Origin of the sequence: Erwinia sp. Eh17-17 (genome assembly GCF_039675725.1) — a bacterium.
In the GTDB taxonomy this organism is placed as follows: domain Bacteria; phylum Pseudomonadota; class Gammaproteobacteria; order Enterobacterales; family Enterobacteriaceae; genus Erwinia.
The window spans coordinates 199,752-221,930 of sequence record NZ_JBDFQT010000005.1; the positions used below are offsets into that span (position 1 = coordinate 199,752).

At 49.6% G+C, this 22,179-nt stretch carries 17 protein-coding genes, 1 other RNA gene and 3 pseudogenes; 17 read left to right on the top strand and 4 right to left on the bottom strand.

Annotated features, from left to right (window positions below; translation table 11 throughout):
* Both recN and bamE read left to right on the top strand, forming a co-directional pair.
* Complete coding sequence (gene recN, locus ABEH87_RS15345; protein ID WP_346577436.1) at positions 1–1,662, top strand: DNA repair protein RecN; 1,662 nt, start codon at positions 1–3, stop codon at positions 1,660–1,662.
* Positions 1,663–1,845: 183 nt separating this feature from the next.
* Positions 1,846–2,193 carry an outer membrane protein assembly factor BamE gene (gene bamE, locus ABEH87_RS15350; protein WP_346577438.1) on the top strand — a complete coding sequence of 116 codons (348 nt, stop codon included), beginning with the start codon at positions 1,846–1,848 and terminating at the stop codon, positions 2,191–2,193.
* Between the two features lie 44 nt (positions 2,194–2,237).
* Here the strand turns inward: bamE and ABEH87_RS15355 are convergent, their stop codons facing one another.
* Both ABEH87_RS15355 and ABEH87_RS15360 read right to left on the bottom strand, forming a co-directional pair.
* Positions 2,238–2,525, bottom strand: coding sequence for an RnfH family protein (locus ABEH87_RS15355; RefSeq protein ID WP_346577440.1), 288 nt, complete (start codon positions 2,523–2,525; stop codon positions 2,238–2,240).
* Positions 2,518–2,952: a type II toxin-antitoxin system RatA family toxin gene (locus ABEH87_RS15360; RefSeq protein ID WP_346577441.1), complete on the bottom strand. Its 435-nt coding sequence runs from the start codon at positions 2,950–2,952 to the stop codon at positions 2,518–2,520. Before ABEH87_RS15360 ends, ABEH87_RS15355 begins: the two co-directional genes overlap by 8 nt.
* Before the next feature lie 160 nt (positions 2,953–3,112).
* Here ABEH87_RS15360 and smpB point away from each other — a divergent pair, with 160 nt between their 5' ends.
* The 10 genes and pseudogenes from smpB to ABEH87_RS15410 all read left to right on the top strand — a co-directional run.
* Positions 3,113–3,595, top strand: a complete 483-nt coding sequence (gene smpB, locus ABEH87_RS15365) for an SsrA-binding protein SmpB (protein ID WP_346577442.1) — start codon at positions 3,113–3,115, stop codon at positions 3,593–3,595.
* Between the two features lie 49 nt (positions 3,596–3,644).
* Positions 3,645–4,008: a transfer-messenger RNA gene (ssrA, locus tag ABEH87_RS15370) on the top strand.
* A gap of 231 nt (positions 4,009–4,239) precedes the next feature.
* Positions 4,240–5,293 (top strand): annotated as a pseudogene (locus tag ABEH87_RS15375) (integrase domain-containing protein); the annotation flags it as partial.
* Between the two features lie 475 nt (positions 5,294–5,768).
* Positions 5,769–6,539 carry a hypothetical protein gene (locus ABEH87_RS15380; protein WP_346577443.1) on the top strand — a complete coding sequence of 257 codons (771 nt, stop codon included), beginning with the start codon at positions 5,769–5,771 and terminating at the stop codon, positions 6,537–6,539.
* Positions 6,540–6,798: 259 nt separating this feature from the next.
* Positions 6,799–8,430, top strand: a complete 1,632-nt coding sequence (locus tag ABEH87_RS15385) for a dsDNA nuclease domain-containing protein (RefSeq protein ID WP_346577445.1) — start codon at positions 6,799–6,801, stop codon at positions 8,428–8,430.
* 100 nt (positions 8,431–8,530) lie between these two features.
* Positions 8,531–10,672: a DEAD/DEAH box helicase gene (locus tag ABEH87_RS15390; RefSeq protein ID WP_346577447.1), complete on the top strand. Its 2,142-nt coding sequence runs from the start codon at positions 8,531–8,533 to the stop codon at positions 10,670–10,672.
* Positions 10,673–10,916: 244 nt separating this feature from the next.
* Positions 10,917–11,825, top strand: a pseudogene (locus ABEH87_RS15395) (transposase); the annotation flags it as partial.
* Positions 11,826–12,019: 194 nt separating this feature from the next.
* Positions 12,020–12,421: an MchS3 family protein gene (gene mchS3, locus ABEH87_RS15400; protein WP_346577448.1), complete on the top strand. Its 402-nt coding sequence runs from the start codon at positions 12,020–12,022 to the stop codon at positions 12,419–12,421.
* Between the two features lie 12 nt (positions 12,422–12,433).
* The gene (locus tag ABEH87_RS15405; RefSeq protein ID WP_346577450.1) at positions 12,434–12,637 is read left to right on the top strand and encodes a hypothetical protein; all 204 of its coding nucleotides are present in this window, start codon (positions 12,434–12,436) and stop codon (positions 12,635–12,637) included.
* 78 nt (positions 12,638–12,715) lie between these two features.
* A pseudogene (locus ABEH87_RS15410) lies at positions 12,716–13,483 on the top strand (integrase core domain-containing protein); the annotation flags it as partial.
* A 69-nt stretch (positions 13,484–13,552) separates the two neighbouring features.
* Here ABEH87_RS15410 and ABEH87_RS15415 read toward each other — a convergent pair.
* Both ABEH87_RS15415 and ABEH87_RS15420 read right to left on the bottom strand, forming a co-directional pair.
* Positions 13,553–14,125, bottom strand: coding sequence for a DUF1349 domain-containing protein (locus ABEH87_RS15415; RefSeq protein ID WP_346577452.1), 573 nt, complete (start codon positions 14,123–14,125; stop codon positions 13,553–13,555).
* Positions 14,126–14,306: 181 nt separating this feature from the next.
* Positions 14,307–15,302, bottom strand: a complete 996-nt coding sequence (locus ABEH87_RS15420; protein WP_346577453.1) for a LacI family DNA-binding transcriptional regulator — start codon at positions 15,300–15,302, stop codon at positions 14,307–14,309.
* Positions 15,303–15,543: 241 nt separating this feature from the next.
* Here ABEH87_RS15420 and ABEH87_RS15425 point away from each other — a divergent pair, with 241 nt between their 5' ends.
* From ABEH87_RS15425 to ABEH87_RS15445, 5 genes are all read left to right on the top strand, one after another.
* Positions 15,544–16,782, top strand: a complete 1,239-nt coding sequence (locus tag ABEH87_RS15425) for an MFS transporter (protein ID WP_346577454.1) — start codon at positions 15,544–15,546, stop codon at positions 16,780–16,782.
* A gap of 19 nt (positions 16,783–16,801) precedes the next feature.
* Positions 16,802–18,238: a glycoside hydrolase family 32 protein gene (locus ABEH87_RS15430; RefSeq protein WP_346577455.1), complete on the top strand. Its 1,437-nt coding sequence runs from the start codon at positions 16,802–16,804 to the stop codon at positions 18,236–18,238.
* Between the two features lie 93 nt (positions 18,239–18,331).
* Positions 18,332–19,597: an OmpG porin family protein gene (locus ABEH87_RS15435; RefSeq protein WP_346577457.1), complete on the top strand. Its 1,266-nt coding sequence runs from the start codon at positions 18,332–18,334 to the stop codon at positions 19,595–19,597.
* 14 nt (positions 19,598–19,611) lie between these two features.
* Positions 19,612–21,105 (top strand): glycoside hydrolase family 32 protein, encoded by a 1,494-nt coding sequence (locus ABEH87_RS15440; protein ID WP_346577458.1) that lies wholly within the window; start codon positions 19,612–19,614, stop codon positions 21,103–21,105.
* A gap of 12 nt (positions 21,106–21,117) precedes the next feature.
* On the top strand, positions 21,118–22,131 hold the full coding sequence (locus tag ABEH87_RS15445) for an OmpG porin family protein (RefSeq protein WP_346577460.1): 1,014 nt from the start codon (positions 21,118–21,120) through the stop codon (positions 22,129–22,131).
* Positions 22,132–22,179: the final 48 nt, after the last annotated feature.

The window sequence follows — 22,179 nt, forward strand, 5'->3', positions numbered from 1 at the left end:
ATGCTGGCACAACTGACCATCAGTAATTTTGCGATTGTACGCGAGCTGGAGATCGACTTTCAGCGTGGAATGACGGCGATTACCGGCGAGACCGGTGCAGGTAAATCCATTGCTATTGATGCTCTGGGTTTATGCCTGGGTGGTCGTGCCGATGCAGATATGGTGCGTCAGGGTGCAGCGCGTGCCGATATCTGTGCGCGCTTCTCACTGAAAGATACCCCTTCAGCGCAGCGCTGGTTAAACGATAACCAGCTCGACGACGGCAACGAGTGTCTGCTGCGCCGGGTAATTAGCAGCGATGGTCGTTCGCGCGGCTTTATTAACGGCACTGCGGTTCCGCTGTCCCAGCTGCGCGATCTCGGCCAGACCCTTATCCAGATCCACGGCCAGCATGCCCATCAGCTGCTGTTGAAACCCGACCATCAGAAAACGCTGCTGGATGCCTATGCGGGCGAACCGGTACTCATGCAAAGCATGGCGCAGCACTATCGCCAGTGGCACCACAGCTGCCGCATGCTGGCACAGCATCAGCAGCAGTCACAGGAGCGTGAAGCCCGCCGTGAACTGCTGCAGTACCAGCTGAAAGAGCTGAATGAATTTGCCCCGGTCAGCGGCGAATATGAACAGATCGACGAAGAGTACAAACGCCTTGCCAACAGCGGCCAGCTTCTTTCAACCAGTCAGCAGACTTTGCTGATGCTGGCCGATGGCGAAGACAATAATCTGCAAAGCCAGCTGTATACGGTGCGCCAGCTGATGACAGAGCTGATTGAGATGGACGATAAACTCAGCGGTGTCTCTGGCATGCTGGAAGAAGCGGCCATCCAGATCAGTGAAGCCAGCGATGAACTTCGTCACTACTGCGATCGGCTGGATCTGGACCCCAACCGGCTGCACGAGCTGGAGCAACGCCTGTCCCGTCAGATTGGGCTGGGCCGCAAGCACCACATCGCTCCGGAAGAGCTACCGGCATTCCATCAGCAGCTGCTGGCAGAACAGCAGCTGCTGGACCAGCAGGAAAGCGATCAGGACGAACTGAGCGAGGCGGTCAACACACACTATGCCGCAGCCCTGAGCTGTGCGCGGCAGCTGCACGAGCGCCGCGTACACTTTGCCGATGAGCTGAGCGGGTTAATCACCGAGAGTATGCATACGCTATCGATGCCGCACGGTCGTTTAGCCATCGACATTCAGTTCAACCCTGACCACCTGACGGCAGAAGGCGCCGACCGCATTGATTTCCGCGTCAGCACCAACCCAGGCCAGCCGGTTCAGCCGCTGGCGAAAGTGGCTTCAGGTGGTGAGCTTTCACGTATTGCGCTGGCCATTCAGGTGATCACCGCCCGTAAGATGGATACCCCGGCACTGATTTTCGACGAAGTGGATGTCGGCATCAGCGGACCAACGGCAGCCGTGGTTGGCAAAATGCTGCGCCAGCTGGGAGAATCAACGCAGGTGATGTGCGTTACGCACCTGCCGCAGGTGGCAGGTTGTGGACATCAGCATTTCTACGTCAGCAAAGAGACCGATGGCGCCATGACAGAGACGCATATGCGCGCGCTGGACAAGCGTTCCCGCCTGCAGGAACTGGCCCGTTTGCTGGGCGGCAGCGAGGTCACACGCAACACGCTGGCGAACGCAAAAGAACTTTTAGCCGCCTGACCATTGCACTTTTTAAGCGGATTGTGGTCATATCGTTGCTTCGCAGAGGTTTTAAACTGCGGAAAGGTTTATTATCATCGGCAAGTTACACTGGTATCATCGTTGCATACTGATAAACCCGAAAGACCCGGAGCTGCGGTTTCAGGGGAAACGAATATAGCCACAAAGGAATAAACATTGATTATGCGCTGTAAAACGCTGACTGCTGCCGCAGTGGTTCTTCTGATGATGACCGCTGGTTGTTCCACTCTGGAGCGCGTGGTTTACCGCCCGGATATCAACCAGGGCAACTATCTGGTCGCCAACGATGTTGCCAAGATCCACACTGGCATGACGCAACAGCAGGTTGCTTACACTCTGGGTACGCCGATGATGCATGACCCGTTTGGTAACAACGTGTGGTATTACGTGTTCCGTCAGGAGCCAGGCCACGAGCCGGTGAAACAGCAGACGCTGACGCTGACCTTTGATCAGAGCGGTACGCTGACCAACATTGATAACAAACCGGCATTAAGCAAAAACGAAGGTTAATTTTTGCTGACCCCGGTCAAAAAATAAGGCGCCCAGAAGGCGCCTTATTTTTTTGCTGCACGTTCCGCTCGCTGACGGCGCAGATCTTTCGGGTCGGCAATCAGCGGGCGATAGATTTCAACCCGATCGCCGCTTTGCACCACATCATGAAGTTTCACCGGGCGACTGAAGATCCCTACTTTGTTTTCCTGCAGGTCGATATCGCTACGCAGCTCCAGCAGGCCGGAGGCCAGGATAACCTGCTCAACGGTACTGCCCTCCTCCACCCTGACGCTGTAAAGATACTGTTTGTCGGGCAAGGCATAAGCCACTTCGACAGCGATATCAGGCACTGTAAACCTCTTTAGCACGCTGAGTGAATGCCTGCACCATGCTGCTGGCGAGTTCTTTAAAGATGCGTCCAAACGCCAGTTCGACCAGCATATTGGTAAACTCAAAATCCAGGTTTAACTCCACCTTGCAGGCTTCTTCGCTCAGCGCAGTAAAGCGCCAGCCGCCAGTGAGTTTACGGAATGGCCCGTCGACCAGCTGCATGTGGATGCTCTGATTATCGGTCAGGGTATTACGTGTTACGAAGGTTTTACTGATACCGGCTTTAGAGACATCCACTGCTGCGGTCATCTGATCGTCACTGGCATCCAGCACCCGACTGCCGGTACAACCCGGCAGAAACTGCGGGTAGCTGTCGACATCATTCACTAACCGGTACATTTGTTCCGCACTATACGGCACCAGCGCCGAACGACTAATCTGGGACATATCTATTCCTGTCATTTTTTATAACGAAGTAATAATACCATTGCAGGCAATCAAACAAAAATTCTCTCCTGACGGGCATCTGCTAGAATACCCGTTTCCCCCGCCAGTAGCGTAACAGGGGATGCGATTAATCACTGCTTCATGTACACTAAGTGGCACTATGACAAAGAAAAAAGCACATAAATCCGGTTCCGCGACCATTGCCATGAACAAGCGCGCCCGCCACGAATATTTCATCGAAGATGAGTTCGAAGCCGGGCTTTCGCTCCAGGGATGGGAAGTCAAATCTCTCCGCGCCGGTAAGGCCAATATCAGCGACAGCTACATTATGCTGCGCGATGGCGAAGCCTACCTGTTCGGGTCAACTTTCCAGCCGTTGAGCGTTGCTTCATCGCATTATGTCTGCGACCCGACGCGCAGCCGCAAGCTGCTGCTGAAAAAGCGCGAGCTCGACACTCTGATTGGCAAAGCCAACCGCGATGGTTACACCATCGTGGCACTGTCGATGTACTGGAAAAATGCCTGGGCCAAGCTGAAAATCGGCTTAGCCAAAGGTAAGAGAGAGCACGACAAGCGCGACGACATTAAAGATCGTGAGTGGAAATTAGACAAAGCACGTATCATGAAACACTCAAATCGCTAACCTACTGGTACAGCGACAGGTTTTTCTGATATACTGCGAAACAGTACTTGGGGCTGATTCTGGATTCGACAGGATTTGCGAAGCCCTAGGAGCATGCCGAGGGGCGGTTTGCCTCGTTAAAAGCCGCAAAAAAATAGTTGCAAACGACGAAAACTACGCACTAGCAGCTTAATAACCTGCTCAGAGCCCTCTCTCCCTAGCTTCCGTTCTTAAGACGGGGATTCAAGAGAGGTCAAACCTAAAAGAACTCGTGTGGATACCCGGCCTGGGGTTGAAGCATTAAATCCAATCAGGCTAGTTTGTCAGTGGCGTGTCTGTTCGCAGCTGACCGGCGAATGTAAAGACAGACTAAGCATGTAGTGCCGACGGTGTAGTAATTCTGGACGCGGGTTCAACTCCCGCCAGCTCCACCAAATCTTTTCGCGGCGGTTCCAGAGCCGACCGCGTAGAAGTCCTGAAAGCCCGCAAGGCGTAAGCCCTGCGGGCTTTTTTGTGCCTGTAATTTGTCCTGGGAAGTCTGAATCCAACTCATTGAATCCGAAACTTTTAGGCACCTTGTTAGGCACCTCATAAAGCATTGTAGTTTTTGAGATGCCTAAAACTATGTAAACCCCACAACGGCAAGATAAACCAAACCTCTATCCGTGAAGGAAATCGAATCAGCCAAACCCAAAGAAGCGGACTACGTTCTCTATGATGGCGATGGCCTTGAGCTACTTATCAAATCCAGCGGGAGTAAAATCTGGCAGTTTCGCTACATTCGCCCTGTCACCAAGAAACGTGCGAAGAAGAGCATAGGCCCCTACCCGTCAGTTACGCTTGCCGATGCCAGAAACTATCGAGCAGAGTCTCGCTCTCTCCTTACGAAACAAATCGATCCACAGGAAAATCAGCAAGAACAACTTCGCAGTTCGCTTAAAGCTAAAACCAATACTTTCCAGCTCGTTGCCGAGCGTTGGTGGAATGTGAAGAAAGCTAGTGTGACAGAGGGAGGACTATGCGGAAGATATCTGGCGCTCTCTTGAAAGAGATGTCTTTCCTGCGATTGGCGACGTTAGCGTTACAGATATTAAAGCTCATACACTGGTCCAGGCCGTGCAACCGGTTCAGGCCAGAGGAGCACTGGAAACAGTCCGTCGCCTTTGCCAGCGAATTAATGAAGTGATGATCTATGCCCAGAACACGGGCCTGATTGATGCTGTTCCCAGCATTAATATCGGTAAAGCCTTCGAGAAACAACAGAAGAAAAACATGCCAAGTATCCGCCCGGAGTAACTACCGGAGTTAATGCAAACTATGCGTACGGCTAGCATCAGTATGTCAACGTGGTGCTTGTTCATGTGGCAACTTCTCACCATAACCCGTCCCGCCGAAGCAGCTGAAGCTCGATGGGATGAGATCGATTTTGATGATAACGAATGGAAAATTCCAGCAGCTCGAATGAAGATGAACCGGGATCATACGGTTCCATTATCCGATGAGGCTCTCTCTATTCTGGAAATGATGAAGTCACTAAGTGGTGGCCGAGAGTTTATCTTTCCCAGTCGCATCAAACCAACCCAACCAATGAACAGCCAAACAGTGAACGCAGCACTCAAGCGTGCTGGGTTAGGAGGTGTTCTCGTATCACACGGTTTACGTTCTATCGCAAGTACGGCTCTCAATGAGCAAGGGTTTCCGTCTGATGTTATTAAAGCCGTAGCATGTAGGGCACCGAGTTGACCCGCACGAAAGCCTTGGTTGGGCACTAACTTTTGCGCGGCTAGATTCAGAGCACCATTCGAACCCCTGAAAAAATTAGGCATTTTCCCCTCGCTGGCTGACGAAGTTCTAACGTAAAAACTGCTTTTTACTAGAGGTTCGGAAGCGTCGCCGTATGCGGTTTCGCGACCTACTACGACTTACACTAACGCATAGCATTACATTGTGCCACTTCCTAGCACACTACAGTTTTGTATACAAGATTGTCTTCTGGGCTCGCCAAATGCGGACGTTGCTTTCAACACTGGAGCAAGCCATTTACTCCTGACTCAGCGAAAAGATTCTGTGTTTAGTGAGTTGACTCTTAATGGATTTTGGAATATTAAGAGTAAAAATACCCGGTGTGTGGACAAGATTTTCCCCCTGCTCACATGGTAGCCCAAAGAGATTGTAGAAAAAAACGAGGTATGCCGTGGGTATTGTGGATAGTCGTCAGTTCATTAAATCGGTTAAGCAGAATCCTGAGAATTTTTTCATCATTCACTACTCGTGTCAGAACCTAAATGACGATAATGATGCTCTTTCTCCACGTATAACTTCTATCGCTATAAATCACTTCTCTTCAGGCCAATCGGTTAGCTTTTCGACTCATTCAATCTCAGAGGAGATGCACATCCCACGTGATGACGTCTTAGATCGATTTGATGAAGTAGAGTTAGAGTTGTTAACCCTGTTTTATAAGTTTATTAGAGATCGACGTGACAAATTTTGGGTTCATTGGAACATGCGAAATCTAACATATGGTTTTGAGCATTTAGAGCACCGGTATCGAGTACTAGGTGGGACTGATGCCTGTGTTATTGCCGTTGAGCGTAGACTGAACCTAAACGACCTTATAGCTGATCGATACGGAGCCGACTATGCTAAGCATCCTAAGATGCTTTCATTGATGGATCAAAATGGCGGCAGGCATAAAGATTTCCTTGGTGGTAAGGAAGAGGTGGAAGCTTTTGAAAATAAGGAGTTTCTACGCATGCATACATCCACACTATCTAAGGTAGGATTTTTTAGCTCTGCCATGGGTAAGTTTGTCAGTGGCAAACTCAAAACCGCCTCAAAAGGATATGGAGTACGGCTCGATAAACTTTTTGAAAGTCGCACAGTTAAATCGCTAGGTTTGATCTCAATTATCTTTGGGTTACTTGTAGCCATCTGGCAACTTTATCTCTGGACAGGAAGTTAAAATAATTGGACTGATACGGCCCTATAGTTTCGGCCAAAAGCGGTTAACTTGTGTTTACGACTCTGTGATGATTCAATCGAAATATTGCTTTTAACCTGGACTATTGAGAGCAGCATAAAGTGACAATAAATATTGCATAGGATCTACCAATACCTGCTATAGGATTAGCGCTGTAGTATTAGCAGGTTTCGCATGTATTGTCTTGATTAGCTGAGCTGATGTCCAATTTCTGCAAATCTTCTCGCAATGCAAGGATGTCATGATGAGTATTACTAGCCTATCCGATGCAGGTGGGCCTGCGGCAAGGCAGGGCTTCAAGTATCAAGATCACGTAGCTGTCAGCTTCATCTTCAAGATGCTCCAGGACAGTAACTACTCACAAGTGGAATGCGAGACAGCGGATGACATCGTGGCGGTATTCCAATGCGCGGGCCAGATAGTAAATGAATACATTCAGGTCAAAACAACTGAAAATGATGGCAAATGGAACTTGAAAGAGATAACAGCGTTACACGGCACCAAGGCCAATTCTTCGCTGCTACACAAATCGCTGAAATGTGACGTTCGCTCAGGTATTGCCCGCTTCCGAATCGTGACCAAGCGCGACGTCGCAAAAATTCTTGATGGATTCAAGAAAGAGATAGATAAGCGAATTCTACCTGACGTAACCACAACCCGAGGTGTGGCACTGTGCAAGCAGTTTAAAAAATTTGTATCACCTCAAAAACGTGACTTTTTGTACTGGGCTGAAAACTTTGTCTGGCAGGTATACGGTGATGTCGAGGCGCTGGAGGCTGTCAATATAAAGTCTTTGTTCCAGCTTGCGGAGGGGCTTGGAAATCGCCCCAACTTCACGCAGCTTAAGGCAATTTACGAAGAATTTTTAGAGATTGCTGACAAAGCGGCCACAGCTAGCGTAAAGACAGCCACAGCATCTAAGATCATCCTTCGAGCTCAGACGCTGGATCACCTCAAGAAATTATTAGACGAGGCTGATGACATGTCAACAGCCACATCCAAACCATACAAAAAGCGTCCGGCCCCGTTCTTAGTCGAGTTTCACTCCAACACAACGGAGAGCTTGTTGCACTCATTTTCTGGTTTTGACGTGCGCTATTCGCTTAAGAAATGGCGGCATGAAAATTACGCAAAGCATCTCATCGAATGGCTACCCGAGTTTTCCCTAAAGGCCAGTGAAATCGTAAACATCCTTGCGCATAACGCCGAAACGATATTGGCTAGGTCAATCAGTACCTTCAGCGACAGTGAGCTTTCGCGCGACAGGCTCATTGCAGAATTAATTCTCCATTCCATCCTGCGCAGCCGACAAAACAGCGAGCCCGTTGCGTGTAAAGTCTTCTACAAATCTGCTGGTAAGCTTTCCGAATTTGGCAATGCTCACATCGTTCAAATGCCTGATCAGGATGACCAATTGTGGCTAGGTCTTGCCCGCATGATCAAAGCGAGTAACATGGATACAACTCTAGAGCAAATTCGAGAAATTCTTGACGAAACTATCTCAGAAACAGTGCTGTCGGCAGAGCGCGAAATCATTATTTCTCTACGCGAACCATTACATCACCAGCCAAAAGCAGACTCCTTCAATCAAGCTCTGCATCGGAATTCTCCTGTCGATGACATGCTGAATATTCTCTGCTTTCCCATCTTGCTGACCTACGACAGTGCAGCTCTTTCATCAGGATGGCTCGTAGATTACGTAGACAACCTCAAGAAAGAGATCGAAACCCACTTCAGCACGTTCACTTCTGAACTTTCGGAGAACATCAAACAAGTGAAGGTGCTCATCTTCTTGGTGCCTATGGAAAGTATTGAACTTCTGACCAAAGCTTTCAACGCTCGCTGCGAAAAGCTGGAAGAATTGCAGGCATAACTGATACATGCTCCCCAGATAACGGAGTTGAAGATATACGAAGATGAAGGTATCCCAGGCAGATCACTCAGCAGCGGATATCTCAAGGAACGAATCGGCTATGAACTACGAAATAATCAAGAATATCTTGGCGAAACTCGGTGAAGAGAATGCAAAGACAGTCGATGTGCTGCTCGCCATCAATACCATCGTCAACAGAAGCAATTCAGAGTGGGAGGGCCGCGATTTGGTGATCCGAGCACTCGACAAATTTGAGTTTTTTGACTCTGTCGAACAGTCACTCCTGCTAAACATGGTACGAGCTGTCGGATTATTCCCCTATATCACTCCTCACCTCAGCAGCATGGCGATTTCTGACCGCTTAGCTTACGAAGCTCACAGGGTCGAGGGTGTAGAACAAGGCATGGTATTTCATCATCTGCAGGCCCATGTTTTCAGCTTGATCATGCAAGGCCGGAACGTAGTACTCAGTGCTTCTACAAGCGTCGGAAAAAGTCTAGTCATTGACGCTGTACTAGCACAGCGACGGTTCAAAAAGGTGGTAGTGATTGTTCCGACCATTGCGCTGATCGACGAAACCCGCCGTCGACTAGTCAAACGTTTTAAGGACTTCAACCTGATCACGCATCCGAGCCAAGAATCCGTGGTTGAGACAACCAACGTCTACCTGCTCACCCAAGAGCGTGTCATCCAGCGCCCTGATCTTGCTAATGTGGAGTTCTTTGTCTTAGACGAGTTCTACAAAATCGACTTGGGGAACTCCCCTGACGAAAGCACTCGCGCTGTTGACCTGAGCTTAGCATTCCACAAGCTTGCAAAGACTGGTGCTCAGTTCTACATGCTCGGGCCTCACATTCAGAAGATCTCTGGTTTGGATGACTATGAGTACCACTTCATCCCATCCGACTACAGCACTGTCGCGGTCGACATTCAGAATTTCAATCTGGAGATGCGTTCCGAAGAGCGAAAGGAAAAATTGCTCGAGTTGGTCACAACTCTAGACTCGCCTACCTTAATCTACTGTCAGGCGCCCCCTAGTGCGAACAGAGTCGCCGAGTATTTGATTCAGGAAGCTGGGTTGACGCCATTACCAGAGATGCAGGAAATAGCCGCATGGATCTCTAAACACTACCACCCTGAATGGAACGTTGCCAAAGCAATATCTCTGGGTATCGGGATTCATCATGGAGGAGTGCCACGTGCATTGCAGCAGTACATCGTCAAGTTATTCAACGATGGCATCATCAAGAGAATTATTTGTACATCTACGATGATCGAAGGCGTCAATACATCGGCAGAGAACGTGATCATTTACGACCGCCGCCTGAAGAATTCAACGTTCGACTACTTTACCTACAAGAATATTTCCGGTCGCGCAGGCCGTATGAATAAGTACTTCATTGGAAGAGTCTTCATGCTCGAAGCGCCTCCCCTTGAGCAGGGCCTCACAGTCGAATACCCTATTGGTCATCAGGATGAAAATTCCCCGATGGGACTCCTAATGCAACTGGAGAACGAATACCTTACTGATATTTCACGTGGTCGGCTCCAAGATGCATATGCCAATCCGGTATTGTCACCGACAACTCTGATAGAGAACCGGCACGTTCCGATTGAGCGGCAAGTCGAAGTAGCAGAAACGATCATCCGTGACCTACTGCACAGCAGCAAACTTCTGGACTGGAAAAGCATCCCTGAGCCGAACCAGCTCAATTACCTATGTGAGCTGGTCTACAGTCTGGAGGGCGGTAATCTGATGGACTATGGGATATCGTCCAGTTTGCAATTGGTGTGGCACATCAATGAGCTCCGAACTCAGAAAAACCTGCCTGCTTACCTAAGAGATGCAGTGGAGAATCGACGACAGGAACACACACCCAGCGAAGCGATCAACCTACGCCTGAAATTCATCCGAAATATGGTGTGTTTCCGATTGCCTCGGGACATCATGGCCATAAATAACATTCAGGCCGACGTGCTGGCGAAAAAAGGGATCGAGCCTGGCGATTTCAGCTTTTTTGCTGAGCAGCTTGAAAATATGTTCCTCGACCCACTACTCACCGCGTTGGACGAATACGGAATTCCCACTCAGATCTCGGCCCAGATCAAGAACCTCATCTTGCCATCGGAACATCTGAACGATCTACTGGCGAAACTTCGGGCCCTGGCTCCCAGAGTAGAGAGTCTCCAACTGACAGGCTTTGAGAAAAACTTAATGCGTTGGGCTGTGTCCGAAATGTAGATAAGCCAAGACAGAACTAACCACACATTAAGAAGGGCATATTGCTTCGTTGAATATGGTCTTCTTCTTTATCTATCAGCTACTTCGGCGCTAGCGATTTGAACCTGAGACACTACTCAATGCTCTGATCGGAAGTGCCACTGCACCAACAGCAAAGCTGGTGTTGATCTCTTCCCTTCGTTCAGTACCGGCGTAAAGTGGGGTTTCCGGCCTTTCTTTCCCTGAACAAATGAGGTCATACGGCATGAAAAAGACACGTTATACCGAAGAGCAGATCGCTTTATCCCTGAAGCAGGCAGAAACAGGTACGCGGTTGGAGGAAGTCTGCAAAAATATGGGGATTTCCGAGGCTACTTTTTACAATTGGAAGAAGAAGTTTGGCTGCATGGGCGTGACGGAACTGCGCCAGCTGGAAGAAGAGAATCACCGCCTGAAACGGCTGGTCGCCGATCTCAGCCTGGACAAGGAAATGTTGCAGGACGTCATCCAAAAAAAGTTCTGACGCCAGTGCAGAAACGCGAGGCGGTCGAATACCTTCTGGCGGCGTACCGCATCGGGGTTCGCAGGGGATGCCGGCTGATGATGCAGAGCCGAACGGTCTACAACTACCGCAGCTGCCGCGATTACCGGGCACAGGCGTATCCGCCCGGCTGTGACCGCGGTGGATCAGTGCTGGAGCATGGATTTCGTTGCTGATAATCTGTTCAACGGACGCCGGATCCGTGCCCTAACTGTAGTCGATAATTTTAGTCGTGAATGCCTGGCGATCGAGGTAGGCCAGGGGCTTCGCGGTGACGATGTGGTCACCGTGATGGAACGGCTCAGGCAGACACAGCAGCGTGTACCACAGCGGCTACAGACGGACAACGGGAGCGAATTTATCTCGAAAACGCTGGATCGCTGGGCGTATGAAAACAGGGTAACGATGGACTTCTCCCGCCCCGTGAAGCCCACGGATAACGCCCTGGTTGAGTCATTTAACGGCAGCCTGCGTGATGAATGTCTGAACGTGCACTGGTTCCTGTCACTGGAAGATGCTCAGGAGAAGATCGAGCACTGGCGGCAGGAATATAACCAGTACCGGCCACATTCCTCGTTAAATCACCAGACTCCGGAAGAATTTATTCGAAGCCTGCAAACAGGCCCGGATCTCTGATTTACCCTGGCACCTATATTGGGAGGAGATCAAAAGGGCCGGACCTCTATTTACCCTGGCACCGATATTGGGAGGAGATCAGGAAGAGATCACACCGTTCTAACGACTAAATTTTCAGTAACACTATCACTCTAATATTAAAACCGAATTGATGCTTTAATAAAAAATAGCATATTTAACTGGAGGTTGAAATGAAATGGATATTCATCTACTTTTTTAGCACCTTACTGCTGGCTGCTACTTCAGTGCATGCCAGTCAGGACATTGAAAAAAAACTATCTTCCGTCAAATTATTCTCCTCAGGCTTTAATGGATTTGTGGCAAAAAAAATGCCACAGCAACTCATTTATGAAGAAGCACTAAAGGACAACAACTCAAATTTAATATTTAAAAAAATATTACATAACCCTACTTCCACACCTGAAAGCAAGGCTTACGCTGCCTGCGGACTTTGGAAAAATAACCAATTGAAAGAACTCACCCTAAATGAGACGTTTTTAAACAAGGAGGTCACAGTATTAAAAGGCGACATTCTTAGAAAAGAAAATCTAGGCGAGATTTTTAACGGGATTAAATCCCATGGATGTAACTAAAGGAGAGTGTAGATGAAAAAATTAAACAGTAATGAAATTCATCAAACTGCTGGCGGAATGAAATGGCAGGGATACAGGGAATCAACAAATATTATAGATCTTCGTGGCCAGAATATGGGTTCATGGATTGATGCTGCAAATTCATGTTGGAAGCCGGGTACATCATCAAGCATTATGTTCCCTGCCGGGGTCTTTGTTCCGAATTTCAAATTTTAGGCTAATTAATTGATATCTATTACCACAAGTCCGTAATATTTATGCATTGCGGGCTTAATGTATCCCCGTTGTTAAGGATTCTCCGCACGACGTAAAAACGGCGGCATGGAGGCTTCTGATATTAAAAAGATCAAGGATCTTGAGGATGAGAACCGGCGTCTCAAACAGATGTTTGCCAACCTGATCCTTGAGAACCGGGCGCGGAAAGACGTTATCGAAAAAAAGCTTTAAAACCAGCCTGTAAGCGTGAGCTGGTCACTCAACTGATAACAACGTTCGGACTCAGTATCCGTCAGGCCTGCCGGAGTCTGAACCTGAGCAGAACGGTTTACCATTACCGCCCGGATACCACACTTGACGAACCCGTTATTGTCGCGTTGCAGGCAGTGGCCGGGCGATACCCACGATACGGTTTTCCAAAACTTTTCCAGGTTTTGCGGCGGCAGGGATACCCGTGGAATCACAAAAGGATCCACCGTATTTACTGTCTGCTGAAGCTGAATTAAGCGTGAGGCGTTGTCGATTGAAATCGATCTGAATCTACCAGCCCAGCGAGTGGTCCGCGTGCTCGACAGGATCGCGGCTATCCGGTCATGCTACGCATGGATAATGGTGCGGAATTTATCTCACTGGCACTGGCTGAATGGGCAGAGAAACATGCATTAAAACTGGATATCCAGCCGGGTAAGCCGACGCAGAACGCTGAATGAAGTGCGTGAAATCACGGAGAAATGGTTATCAGAATATAACTGTGAACGCCCGCATTAATCACTGAACAATATGACGCCGGAGGAATATCGACAACACCATTATTTGGCCGGGATCTCAAAAAATGCCAGGAACTAAAACGGGTCTATTTACAGAAGCACAGGCGGCGCCATCAACGGATCGTAGAACCGGATGGCGCGATGCAAATCAGCTGAGATCGTGCAGCGCTTTATCCATGGCCGGAGAGAGGCTGAAATCACTAAACTCGACAGCTAAGCCGCTGCGTTCAGGCGTGCAGCACATTACACCGATTTTCACTGGCCCCGACGGGAAATGGCATAAACGTAGCAAAGGCCACGAAAGCCCGTCTGATGAGTACTGTAACCGCAACGCGCCTCCCTTGCGGGTCAGGCGAAGCCAGAATTCCCGTGGGTTGCCCGGAAAGATACCGGTGGCCCAGTCCGATCCCTCTAACGTCAGTACGCTGCCAATAGCTGGCGCGCCATCATTGTATTCAATCCCGGCCTTGAGCCAGTGTCGCTCGTCCGACATCAGCATTATTCCTGCCTGATCATAGAGCGTGCTGAAATCAGCGCGGATTTTAGTCTGAAAGGTGAAATCACCCGCCACGTCAGTCGCGTAGATGTGGCCTGAAAAACGCTCGAATCCGTACCACGTATGGCGCCAGAAATCGGTATGGTCGTCTGTCACTACTGATAACGTGTTGCTCTCGCTATGCCATTCGGCAGGTTCGTTTATCCAGTAAAATTCGTTTTGCATAATGTCCCCACGACATGTGATGGAGTGACTATCAAACGATAGTCAGTTTGCGGCCTGCCAGTTCGCATTCTCTTGCCCGCGTCTGGTTTTGTCTGGCGGGCGTTGGGCCAGTTAACGCGAAAATAATGATTGCGTTGCAGGCACAGTGAGTGATGGCTATCAAAATTGCGGAACTGCGTGCTCAAAATGATTCGCGTCTGAGCCAGGGGCTCTCGACCAGCACCTTGTCCCGGTGGGTGTCGCCATTGATAATGTGCAATGTACTTAAGCGCCCAATCTCATAATGCGGCAGCTGGACCGTGGATAGCGGGGGTAAAAACAAATTTCCGATGCCCACAAGATTATCGTAGCCAAGAACGGCAATATCCTGTGGGATTCGGATACCCTGCGTTAACAGCGTCTGATACACCATAAATGCAATACGGTCGTTACCACAGATGACCGAATCAAACCGCGGTTTCCCCTGATCGATATGCGCCAGCAGCATCTCAGGAATATCCCGGTAGTGCTCATCGCCATATTGCATATAGCAGTGCTCAAGCGTGTCAGGATCGATACCGGCCTCACGGCAGGCGCGATCAAGCCCCCGACGGCGGCGACGCGTCGCCAGATGATTGACCGGTAAATGCAGGCAGAGGGGGCGGCTGTATCCCGCAGTCAGCAGCGCCTGTATGGCCGTATACTGGCCTTGTTCATCGTCAGGTATATAGCTGGCAACCGGTTCCCCCTTGTTCTCGCAGTTGGCCAGAACGCAAGGGTGTTCCAGTAACCGGGGCGGGATATTCACTTCACGCAGCCCCATGGCGGTGAAAATGATCCCTCCGGGTCGGTGGGCGAGCAGCAGGTCTACAATATCGTCAGGATTATCATCGGTAAACATATTCACCACGAAGCTGTTCCAGCCATACGCCCGTGCGGTTTCTTCGATAGACAACGTGATTTCTACCGAAAAAGGGGTGGTGACGGTATCCAGTGCCAGCACACCAATGGTTTTGTTCCGGGAGCCGACACGACGAACCTGCCGGGCTGAAAGGTCCGGCACGTAATTTAACGCCAGGATCGCCTCCTGCACCCGTGCCAGGGTTTCAGGCTTTACGCGTTTCGGGTCATTCAGCACCCGTGAAACCGTCATGAGCGATACATTGGCCAGTTTGGCCACATCTTTTAACGACACCATAGCTTTCCATTATCTGAATGCATTCGACCCGGTAAGGTGTTGTGAGCCAATGCGAATGTCCTATTCTAGTCACCGACACACAGGGTTACGCAATTCGCGCTCAAAAGTTTGAGCGCGATCTCAACACATTAATGTTAACGTTAACTTTTGTGATTAACATCGAGTATCACATCAAAATCGAGTGTACGCGCGAAATGTTAACGTTACCATCTTAGTATATCCTTCTTGCGAGATTACGTAGATGAAAAAACGGCCTACTCGAAGTTACATGCTGCTCAGCGCCCTGCTGTTCTTTTTCTTTGTGACCTGGTCCTCATCAAGTTCACTTCTCTCAATCTGGCTTCACCAGGAAGTGGGGCTAAAAGCATCGGAAACCGGCATTATCTTTTCCGTTTTATCCGTCTCGGCGCTCTTCGCGCAGGTCTGTTATGGCTTTATCCAGGACCGACTTGGTCTGCGCAAACATTTGTTATGGTTAATCACCGCCCTACTGATCCTCTCCGGCCCGGCTTATCTGCTTTTTAGCTATTTGCTGAGCGTTAATATTCTGCTGGGTAGCGTATTCGGGGGCTTATTTATCGGGCTGACGTTTAATGGCGGTATCGGCGTTCTGGAGTCCTATACCGAGCGCGTTGCGCGTCAGAGTACCTTTGAGTTTGGGCGGGCACGTATGTGGGGGTCTCTGGGCTGGGCGGTCGCCACGTTTTTTGCCGGGTTACTGTTTAATATCAACCCTGACCTTAACTTCCTGGTGGCCTCTTGCTCAGGGTTAATCTTCCTCTTTCTGCTGGCCCGCTTAAAAGTGGCCGCGCCGGCAAGCATGGAGAAACTTGAAATCGGCGCTAAAAAAGTTTCTCTGGATGACGCCCTGCGTCTGCTCACTCTGCCGCGCTTCTGGGCACTGATATTTTTCGTGGTCGGAACCTGCATTTACGGCGTATACGATCAGCAATTCCCGGTCTATTTCTCGTCACAGTTCCCGACATTACGAGAAGGAAACGAGATGTTTGGCTATTTAAACTCTTTCCAGGTCTTTCTCGAGGCCGCGGGTATGTTTTGTGCGCCGTGGCTGGTTAATCGCATTGGCGCTAAAAATGGTCTGATATTCGCAGGAATGGTGATGGCACTGCGCATGATTGCTTCCGGGCTGGTGGAAGGCCCCTTGCTTATCTCCATTACCAAACTACTTCACGCGGTCGAACTGCCAATATTGTTAGTCGCCATATTTAAATATAACAGTCTGCATTTCGACAAACGTCTCTCCTCCACCATTTATCTGGTGGGATTCGCCTGCACCAGCTCCGTCATTGGCACCGTATTGTCCCCGCTGGCAGGCTTTAGCTATGAGAGATTTGGCTTCGCCCAATCCTATCTGATCATGGGCATCATGGTATTCAGCACTACGTTTATTTCCATTTTCCTTTTGCGCTCAACTAAATCCTCATCTGAGCCATCTTTTCTGCAGCAAAACGCTGTGTAATGTACTGAGAGTAAAGACGATGACATCCTTAATAGAACAGGCTGAACAGGTGCTTGAAAAAGCACATTCCGGGATTAATCCGCGCTGGTATCCGCGCTATCACCTTGCCCCTCGTGCAGGCTGGATGAATGATCCTAATGGACTGGTATGGTTTGACGGTTGGTATCACGCCTTTTATCAACACCATCCCTATTCCCCGGAATGGGGCCCGATGCACTGGGGGCACGCCCGAAGCAAAGATCTGGTGCATTGGGAACATCTGCCCGTCGCGCTAGCGCCGGAAGGCCCGGCAGACAAAGACGGCTGTTTCTCCGGCTCCGCCGTGGTGGACGGCGATAAGCTGGCGCTCATCTATACCGGACATAAATTTCACGGCCCGGCGGACACAGACGACAACCTCTACCAGGTGCAGTGTCTGGCGACCAGTCGTGACGGCATCCATTTTGAACGGCATGGCATGGTGATTGATACCCCGCCCGGACTGCATCATTTTCGCGATCCGAAGGTGTGGCGCGAAGGTGAGTTCTGGTACATGGTTGTCGGTTCCCGCGTGGAGAATACCGGCCAGGTGCGCCTGTACCGTTCCACCGATCTCCGCGAATGGCATGACGAAGGCATTTTCGCCGAGGCTGATGAAGGCCAGGGCTTTATGTGGGAATGCCCGGATTTCTTCACCCTGGGAGAGAAGCGTGTCCTGATGTTCTCACCACAGGGCATGGCGGCGGAAGGGTATCACTATCGCAATCTGTTCCAGAGTGGCTGTTTACTTGGCGATTGGCAGCCAGGTCAACCGTTCACCCACAGCGGACAATTTACTGAGCTGGACCACGGTCACGACTTTTATGCACCGCAGAGTTTCGTGACCCCGGATGGCCGACGCATTGTCATCGGGTGGCTGGATATGTGGGAATCACCGATGCCCGAGCAGCAGGATGGCTGGGCCGGAATGCTCTCGCTTCCGCGCGAATTAAGCGCTGGCGATGATGGCCGTGTGAGGATGAAACCTGCTGCCGAAGTGACTGCGCTGCGTGGCAGCTATTATCCCACCCCTGTCCGCTGTCTGAATAGCCAGAACGTCCTTGTCGCGGCAGATGCCGACGCGGTCGAAGTACAGCTGGCATGGGATCTGAGCGCATCGACGGCTGAACAGTTTGGTATTGCGTTGGGCGACGGATTGAGAATTTACGTCGATGATCAGGCCAGGCGTCTGGTGGTGGAGCGTCGCTATCCGGAATACTCGCTGGAAGGCACTCGCAGTATTCCGCTACCAGCAGACGACGTTCTGTCACTGCGAATTTTTATTGACCGCTCATCGGTGGAGATTTTTGTTAACGATGGTGACGCTTGCTTAAGCAGCCGTATTTATCCGCAGCCGGGCGAACGCGATATTGCATTGTTTGCCAATCAGGGTGTGGCCTCATTACACGAGGCCGGGTACTGGTCTCTGGATAAATAATTCTCAGTTACGACCTGTTTCTTGCATGGTGAGTTTTTTATTTCTGCCAGTCTCTGGCTGGCATGTTATTGTCTGGAATAATGAGAGAGCAAAATGGATGAAAGCGTAACACCTCAAAATTGCATTAACTCGAAAGATATAAACATATTTGTTCCAGGGAAAAAGACGCTGGCATTAATGGTAACATTAGCGGTATTTCCTGCCATTGCTGAAGACGCTACAGGAAACTATCAAAGCTATTTTCAGGATGAATCAGACACCAACGGAACGAATGCATCATCCGCCAATAAAGGCAATGAACAATCGTCTGTTAACGCATCACCCTCTCCGGTTGTTACAGGTCAAAAACCTGAACTCACGACGCCGTCAAAGCTCGTGACGTTATCCGCGCCAGCGGAGAATAAAAAAGCAGAAGTGAAAGAGAGTCATAAAGTAGATAACTCTGAAGACGTCAGCCTGTTGCGTTTAAGAAATGAAGATCCGCCGGTTCACTGGAACAGTATCGGTCGTAATATGGAAGTGGGTGGCCTGCATGGAAACATCGGGTCTCAGATAGAAATTGACGATGTTCGCTGGAGCGATAATAAGAAAAACAGCGGGAAGTTTAAACTCGCCACCATTCAGGCTTTTTTAAGGCACGATGAATTGCCTAACTGGTATTTCGGATTCTGGAATGCCAGAGAAGACAGTTATAATGGACAATTCAGTAATCAGGACGTCAAAGGCACTAATACCATCAATGAAATTTTTGTGGGACATATTTTTGAAACCTGGCGAGGTAATATCGGTACGGAAGTCATGGTCGGTTCCGAAACGGCAACAAAGCGCTGGAAAAACCGCTTCAAAGTCTGGCAGGACCTTCGACTGACCAACAAATGGAGTCTGGCCGGATATGCTTATGGCGAATATCAGCCTCAGGGTAACGAACCGGGGAATGGCGATCTGGAGCAGTACATTTTCGAAATTGAGCCAGCCATTCAATACCGCGTGAATCCGGATATGGGACTCTATTTGCGGCCCTATTATTACCATAACCGCCAGGAGCGTCAAAGCTGGGGTGACATTGTAGAAGAAGAATGGAAAGTCACGGCCGGGCTCTGGCGAAACTGGTATCCGTTATTAACCTCCCTGTATGTTGGATTTGGACAGGACAAAATAGATAACGCCAGCAATGCCAGTGAAGTTTTCTATGACGGCCGGTACAAATTTATCGGTGGCACGCTGAGTTATCCGGTATTTGGTGAAGTGCGATTGTACGGTGAATTTAAAGCACAATTTACCAAAGAAAGCGGGCTTTGGACATCGGCTGGTCACTCATGGAATCCGTTCACCGTAGTTGGCGTGAATTATAACTTCTGACATTCAGGTGTAGCATGAAAAAATTAATATTAGCGGCATCTGTCGCCCTGCTTGCGCTTTCGCTCGGCAATAATCCTGCCTGGTCGCAGCCATCTAAAGAGACATTACAAAATAAAAGCATCAGCCATATTACGGGTTTTTTCCCGCGGGTTGAAGGTTCATTTGTGGGTGACCCAATGCCCGTTTTTAACGATGGCAAATTTGATATTTATTATCTTAATGATGTTCGCGGCGGCAGCGATTTAGGGGTGCATGCCTTTCATCTCTTGTCGAGCGCCAACTTATATGATTATCAGAACCATTCGGAGGTTATCCCCTACGTTAACGACGTTGACGATCCTGAACTGCTATTGGGAACCGGTTCGATTATTAAAGTCGGCGATACCTGGCATGCCTGGTACACCGCACACAATGAAAATGTGTTCCCGGTTGAGTCTATTATGCACGCGACCAGTAAGGATCGCCTTCACTGGGTGAAACACCCGCAGGACACTATTTTACCCGGCGGTAATTATCGGGGTAATGATTTCCGGGACCCTCACGTCGTTTGGGTTGAGGAAAAGAAAGAATACTGGATGTTAATTACCACGCGCAGTAACGGTCGCGGGGTTATTGCCCGATACAGTTCAACGGATTTAACGCACTGGGAAGATCGCGGCGTATTTTTTGATAACGATACCATCACCAGCAATGCCAACCTGGAATGCCCGACACTGGTTTACTTCAACGGACGCTGGTATCTCAGCTTTAGCGACCAATGGCCGTTACGCCTGACACAATACCGGGTTGCGGATAATCCGGATGGTCCGTGGCGAAAACTGGACAATTATGTGGTCGACGGCTCGGGTTTTTACGCGGGTAAACTGGTACTCAAAAACGATCGCCTGTTTGTTTTCGGCTGGATCCCGACGAAAGCCGGGCACAGTGACAGCGGCAACATTGACTGGGCAGGAAATCTGGTTGCTCATGAGCTCACCGCAGATAACCGGGGCCAGCTCAACAGCATCCTTCCCCAGGAGCTTCAGAAGGTCATCAGTGAGAATCCGGGTCCGGTGACCCCCTTAACGAGCACTAAAATGCTTAAAACGGCCATGCCGTTCGGCCCCTTACAGTCGGCGCTGTACCCGGCGTTGCCTAAGCATGGTGAGTTAAGCGCAACCATCGATGTTCCTTCTGCCGGAATGGTTATGAGCTTTGGTCTGACCGGAGACAGAGTCAGTGATGCAATGCTTAACGTTGTGTTCAATAAGAGCAAAGGAAAAGTCTATTTTTTCAACGCGCCGCTCGCGTCGCTTCATCAGGCTAACGCGGAATCTTGGGTGGATGTTCCGATCGGGGAAAAAATTGAGTTACGCGTTCTGATTCAAAACTCAATTGCTGTCTTCTATATAAACAATAAAGCGGCATTCAGTACCCGGATGTATTCCATGCAGGAGAAACCGTGGAGTATTAGCCTGCCTCAAAATGACAATTTTCACGCGACGTTGAAAATAAAAGAAATGATTTAACGGGATATTATTATGAAAAACTATCATGCCCTGTCTGTTATTTTTGCTCTCCTGTTTCCCATGCTGGCGAATGCGAGCATGAGCATCATGAAGGATCCGTCGGGAAAGGTTGTTGCCGTGGACCCGTGGTCATATCTGGACGAAGAGGTTATGTGGACCTCAGCCCGCTCCTCCAATCCTGCCGGTGGCCGCGTTCATGGCCAACTGAAAATGAAATATGCCATTGAGGATAATAACTGGCGTAACAGCCATTTCCACAACGGGAATGATTCGCTGACGTTTGTACAAGGGGTGATGCGGCACGATGCGTTACCCGGTTGGTATCTGGCTTTCTCTGAGGGCAGAACCACCCACTATAACGGGACGTGGGAGGATCAGTCTTACCTGAGCCAAAACCAGTGGACTCAGTTGATTATCGGCCATGAATATTTTTACAAACGTCTGCGCTATGGCTGGGATGTGATGGGCGGAAGCGCGTCAATCGAGGACCGTTGGCAAGGACGCGTTAAGTTCTTTACCGATCTTCGTGTTACGGACAATTTCTCATTCTTTAACTACGTGTATCAGCAGATCGATCACCGCCGCAGTGGTGGGTCGCAAAATGACCGTGACGTACGTTCATTTCAGATTGAGCCTGGTGTGCAATATATTATTAATAACACCACCGGGGTCTGGTTCCGCCAGCAATTTGCGTCTGCCATTTTAGACAGGGCGCAGTGGGGCGATATCGACGAAAAAAGCTGGACCACGTCAGTCGGCGTCTGGCGCAACTGGGGAAAACTATCCACAACGCTCAGCGGCGGGTATGGCCATTATAATAAATACAATGCACAGCCTGAAGATGGCGAAGTCTTCCAGAATACCCGCAATCGCTTCCTGAAGGTATCGGCGAATTATCCTTTTACCTCTCGCTTTACCGTGTCCGGAGAGGTGACTGGCTCGTTGATAAAACAGGACGGAAGCTGGGTCACTCACGGTGAGGCTATTACCACCGAATATAAACTGATGCTGGATTATAACTTTTAAATCGTACGCCTGGATAATCCATGGCATCAAAACACGCTTAAGCACTAT

Coding starts and splice junctions, on each gene's coding strand:
- ABEH87_RS15445 (WP_346577460.1), top strand. CDS start 21,118: ATGAAAAACTATCATGCCCTGTCTGTTATTTTTGCTCTCCTGTTTCCC.
- ABEH87_RS15435 (WP_346577457.1), top strand. CDS start 18,332: ATGGATGAAAGCGTAACACCTCAAAATTGCATTAACTCGAAAGATATA.
- ABEH87_RS15415 (WP_346577452.1), bottom strand. CDS start 14,125: ATGCAAAACGAATTTTACTGGATAAACGAACCTGCCGAATGGCATAGC.
- ABEH87_RS15420 (WP_346577453.1), bottom strand. CDS start 15,302: ATGGTGTCGTTAAAAGATGTGGCCAAACTGGCCAATGTATCGCTCATG.
- smpB (WP_346577442.1), top strand. CDS start 3,113: ATGACAAAGAAAAAAGCACATAAATCCGGTTCCGCGACCATTGCCATG.
- ABEH87_RS15390 (WP_346577447.1), top strand. CDS start 8,531: ATGAACTACGAAATAATCAAGAATATCTTGGCGAAACTCGGTGAAGAG.
- ABEH87_RS15385 (WP_346577445.1), top strand. CDS start 6,799: ATGATGAGTATTACTAGCCTATCCGATGCAGGTGGGCCTGCGGCAAGG.
- ABEH87_RS15430 (WP_346577455.1), top strand. CDS start 16,802: ATGACATCCTTAATAGAACAGGCTGAACAGGTGCTTGAAAAAGCACAT.
- recN (WP_346577436.1), top strand. CDS start 1: ATGCTGGCACAACTGACCATCAGTAATTTTGCGATTGTACGCGAGCTG.
- ABEH87_RS15360 (WP_346577441.1), bottom strand. CDS start 2,952: ATGTCCCAGATTAGTCGTTCGGCGCTGGTGCCGTATAGTGCGGAACAA.
- ABEH87_RS15440 (WP_346577458.1), top strand. CDS start 19,612: ATGAAAAAATTAATATTAGCGGCATCTGTCGCCCTGCTTGCGCTTTCG.
- mchS3 (WP_346577448.1), top strand. CDS start 12,020: ATGAAATGGATATTCATCTACTTTTTTAGCACCTTACTGCTGGCTGCT.
- bamE (WP_346577438.1), top strand. CDS start 1,846: ATGCGCTGTAAAACGCTGACTGCTGCCGCAGTGGTTCTTCTGATGATG.
- ABEH87_RS15405 (WP_346577450.1), top strand. CDS start 12,434: ATGAAAAAATTAAACAGTAATGAAATTCATCAAACTGCTGGCGGAATG.
- ABEH87_RS15425 (WP_346577454.1), top strand. CDS start 15,544: ATGAAAAAACGGCCTACTCGAAGTTACATGCTGCTCAGCGCCCTGCTG.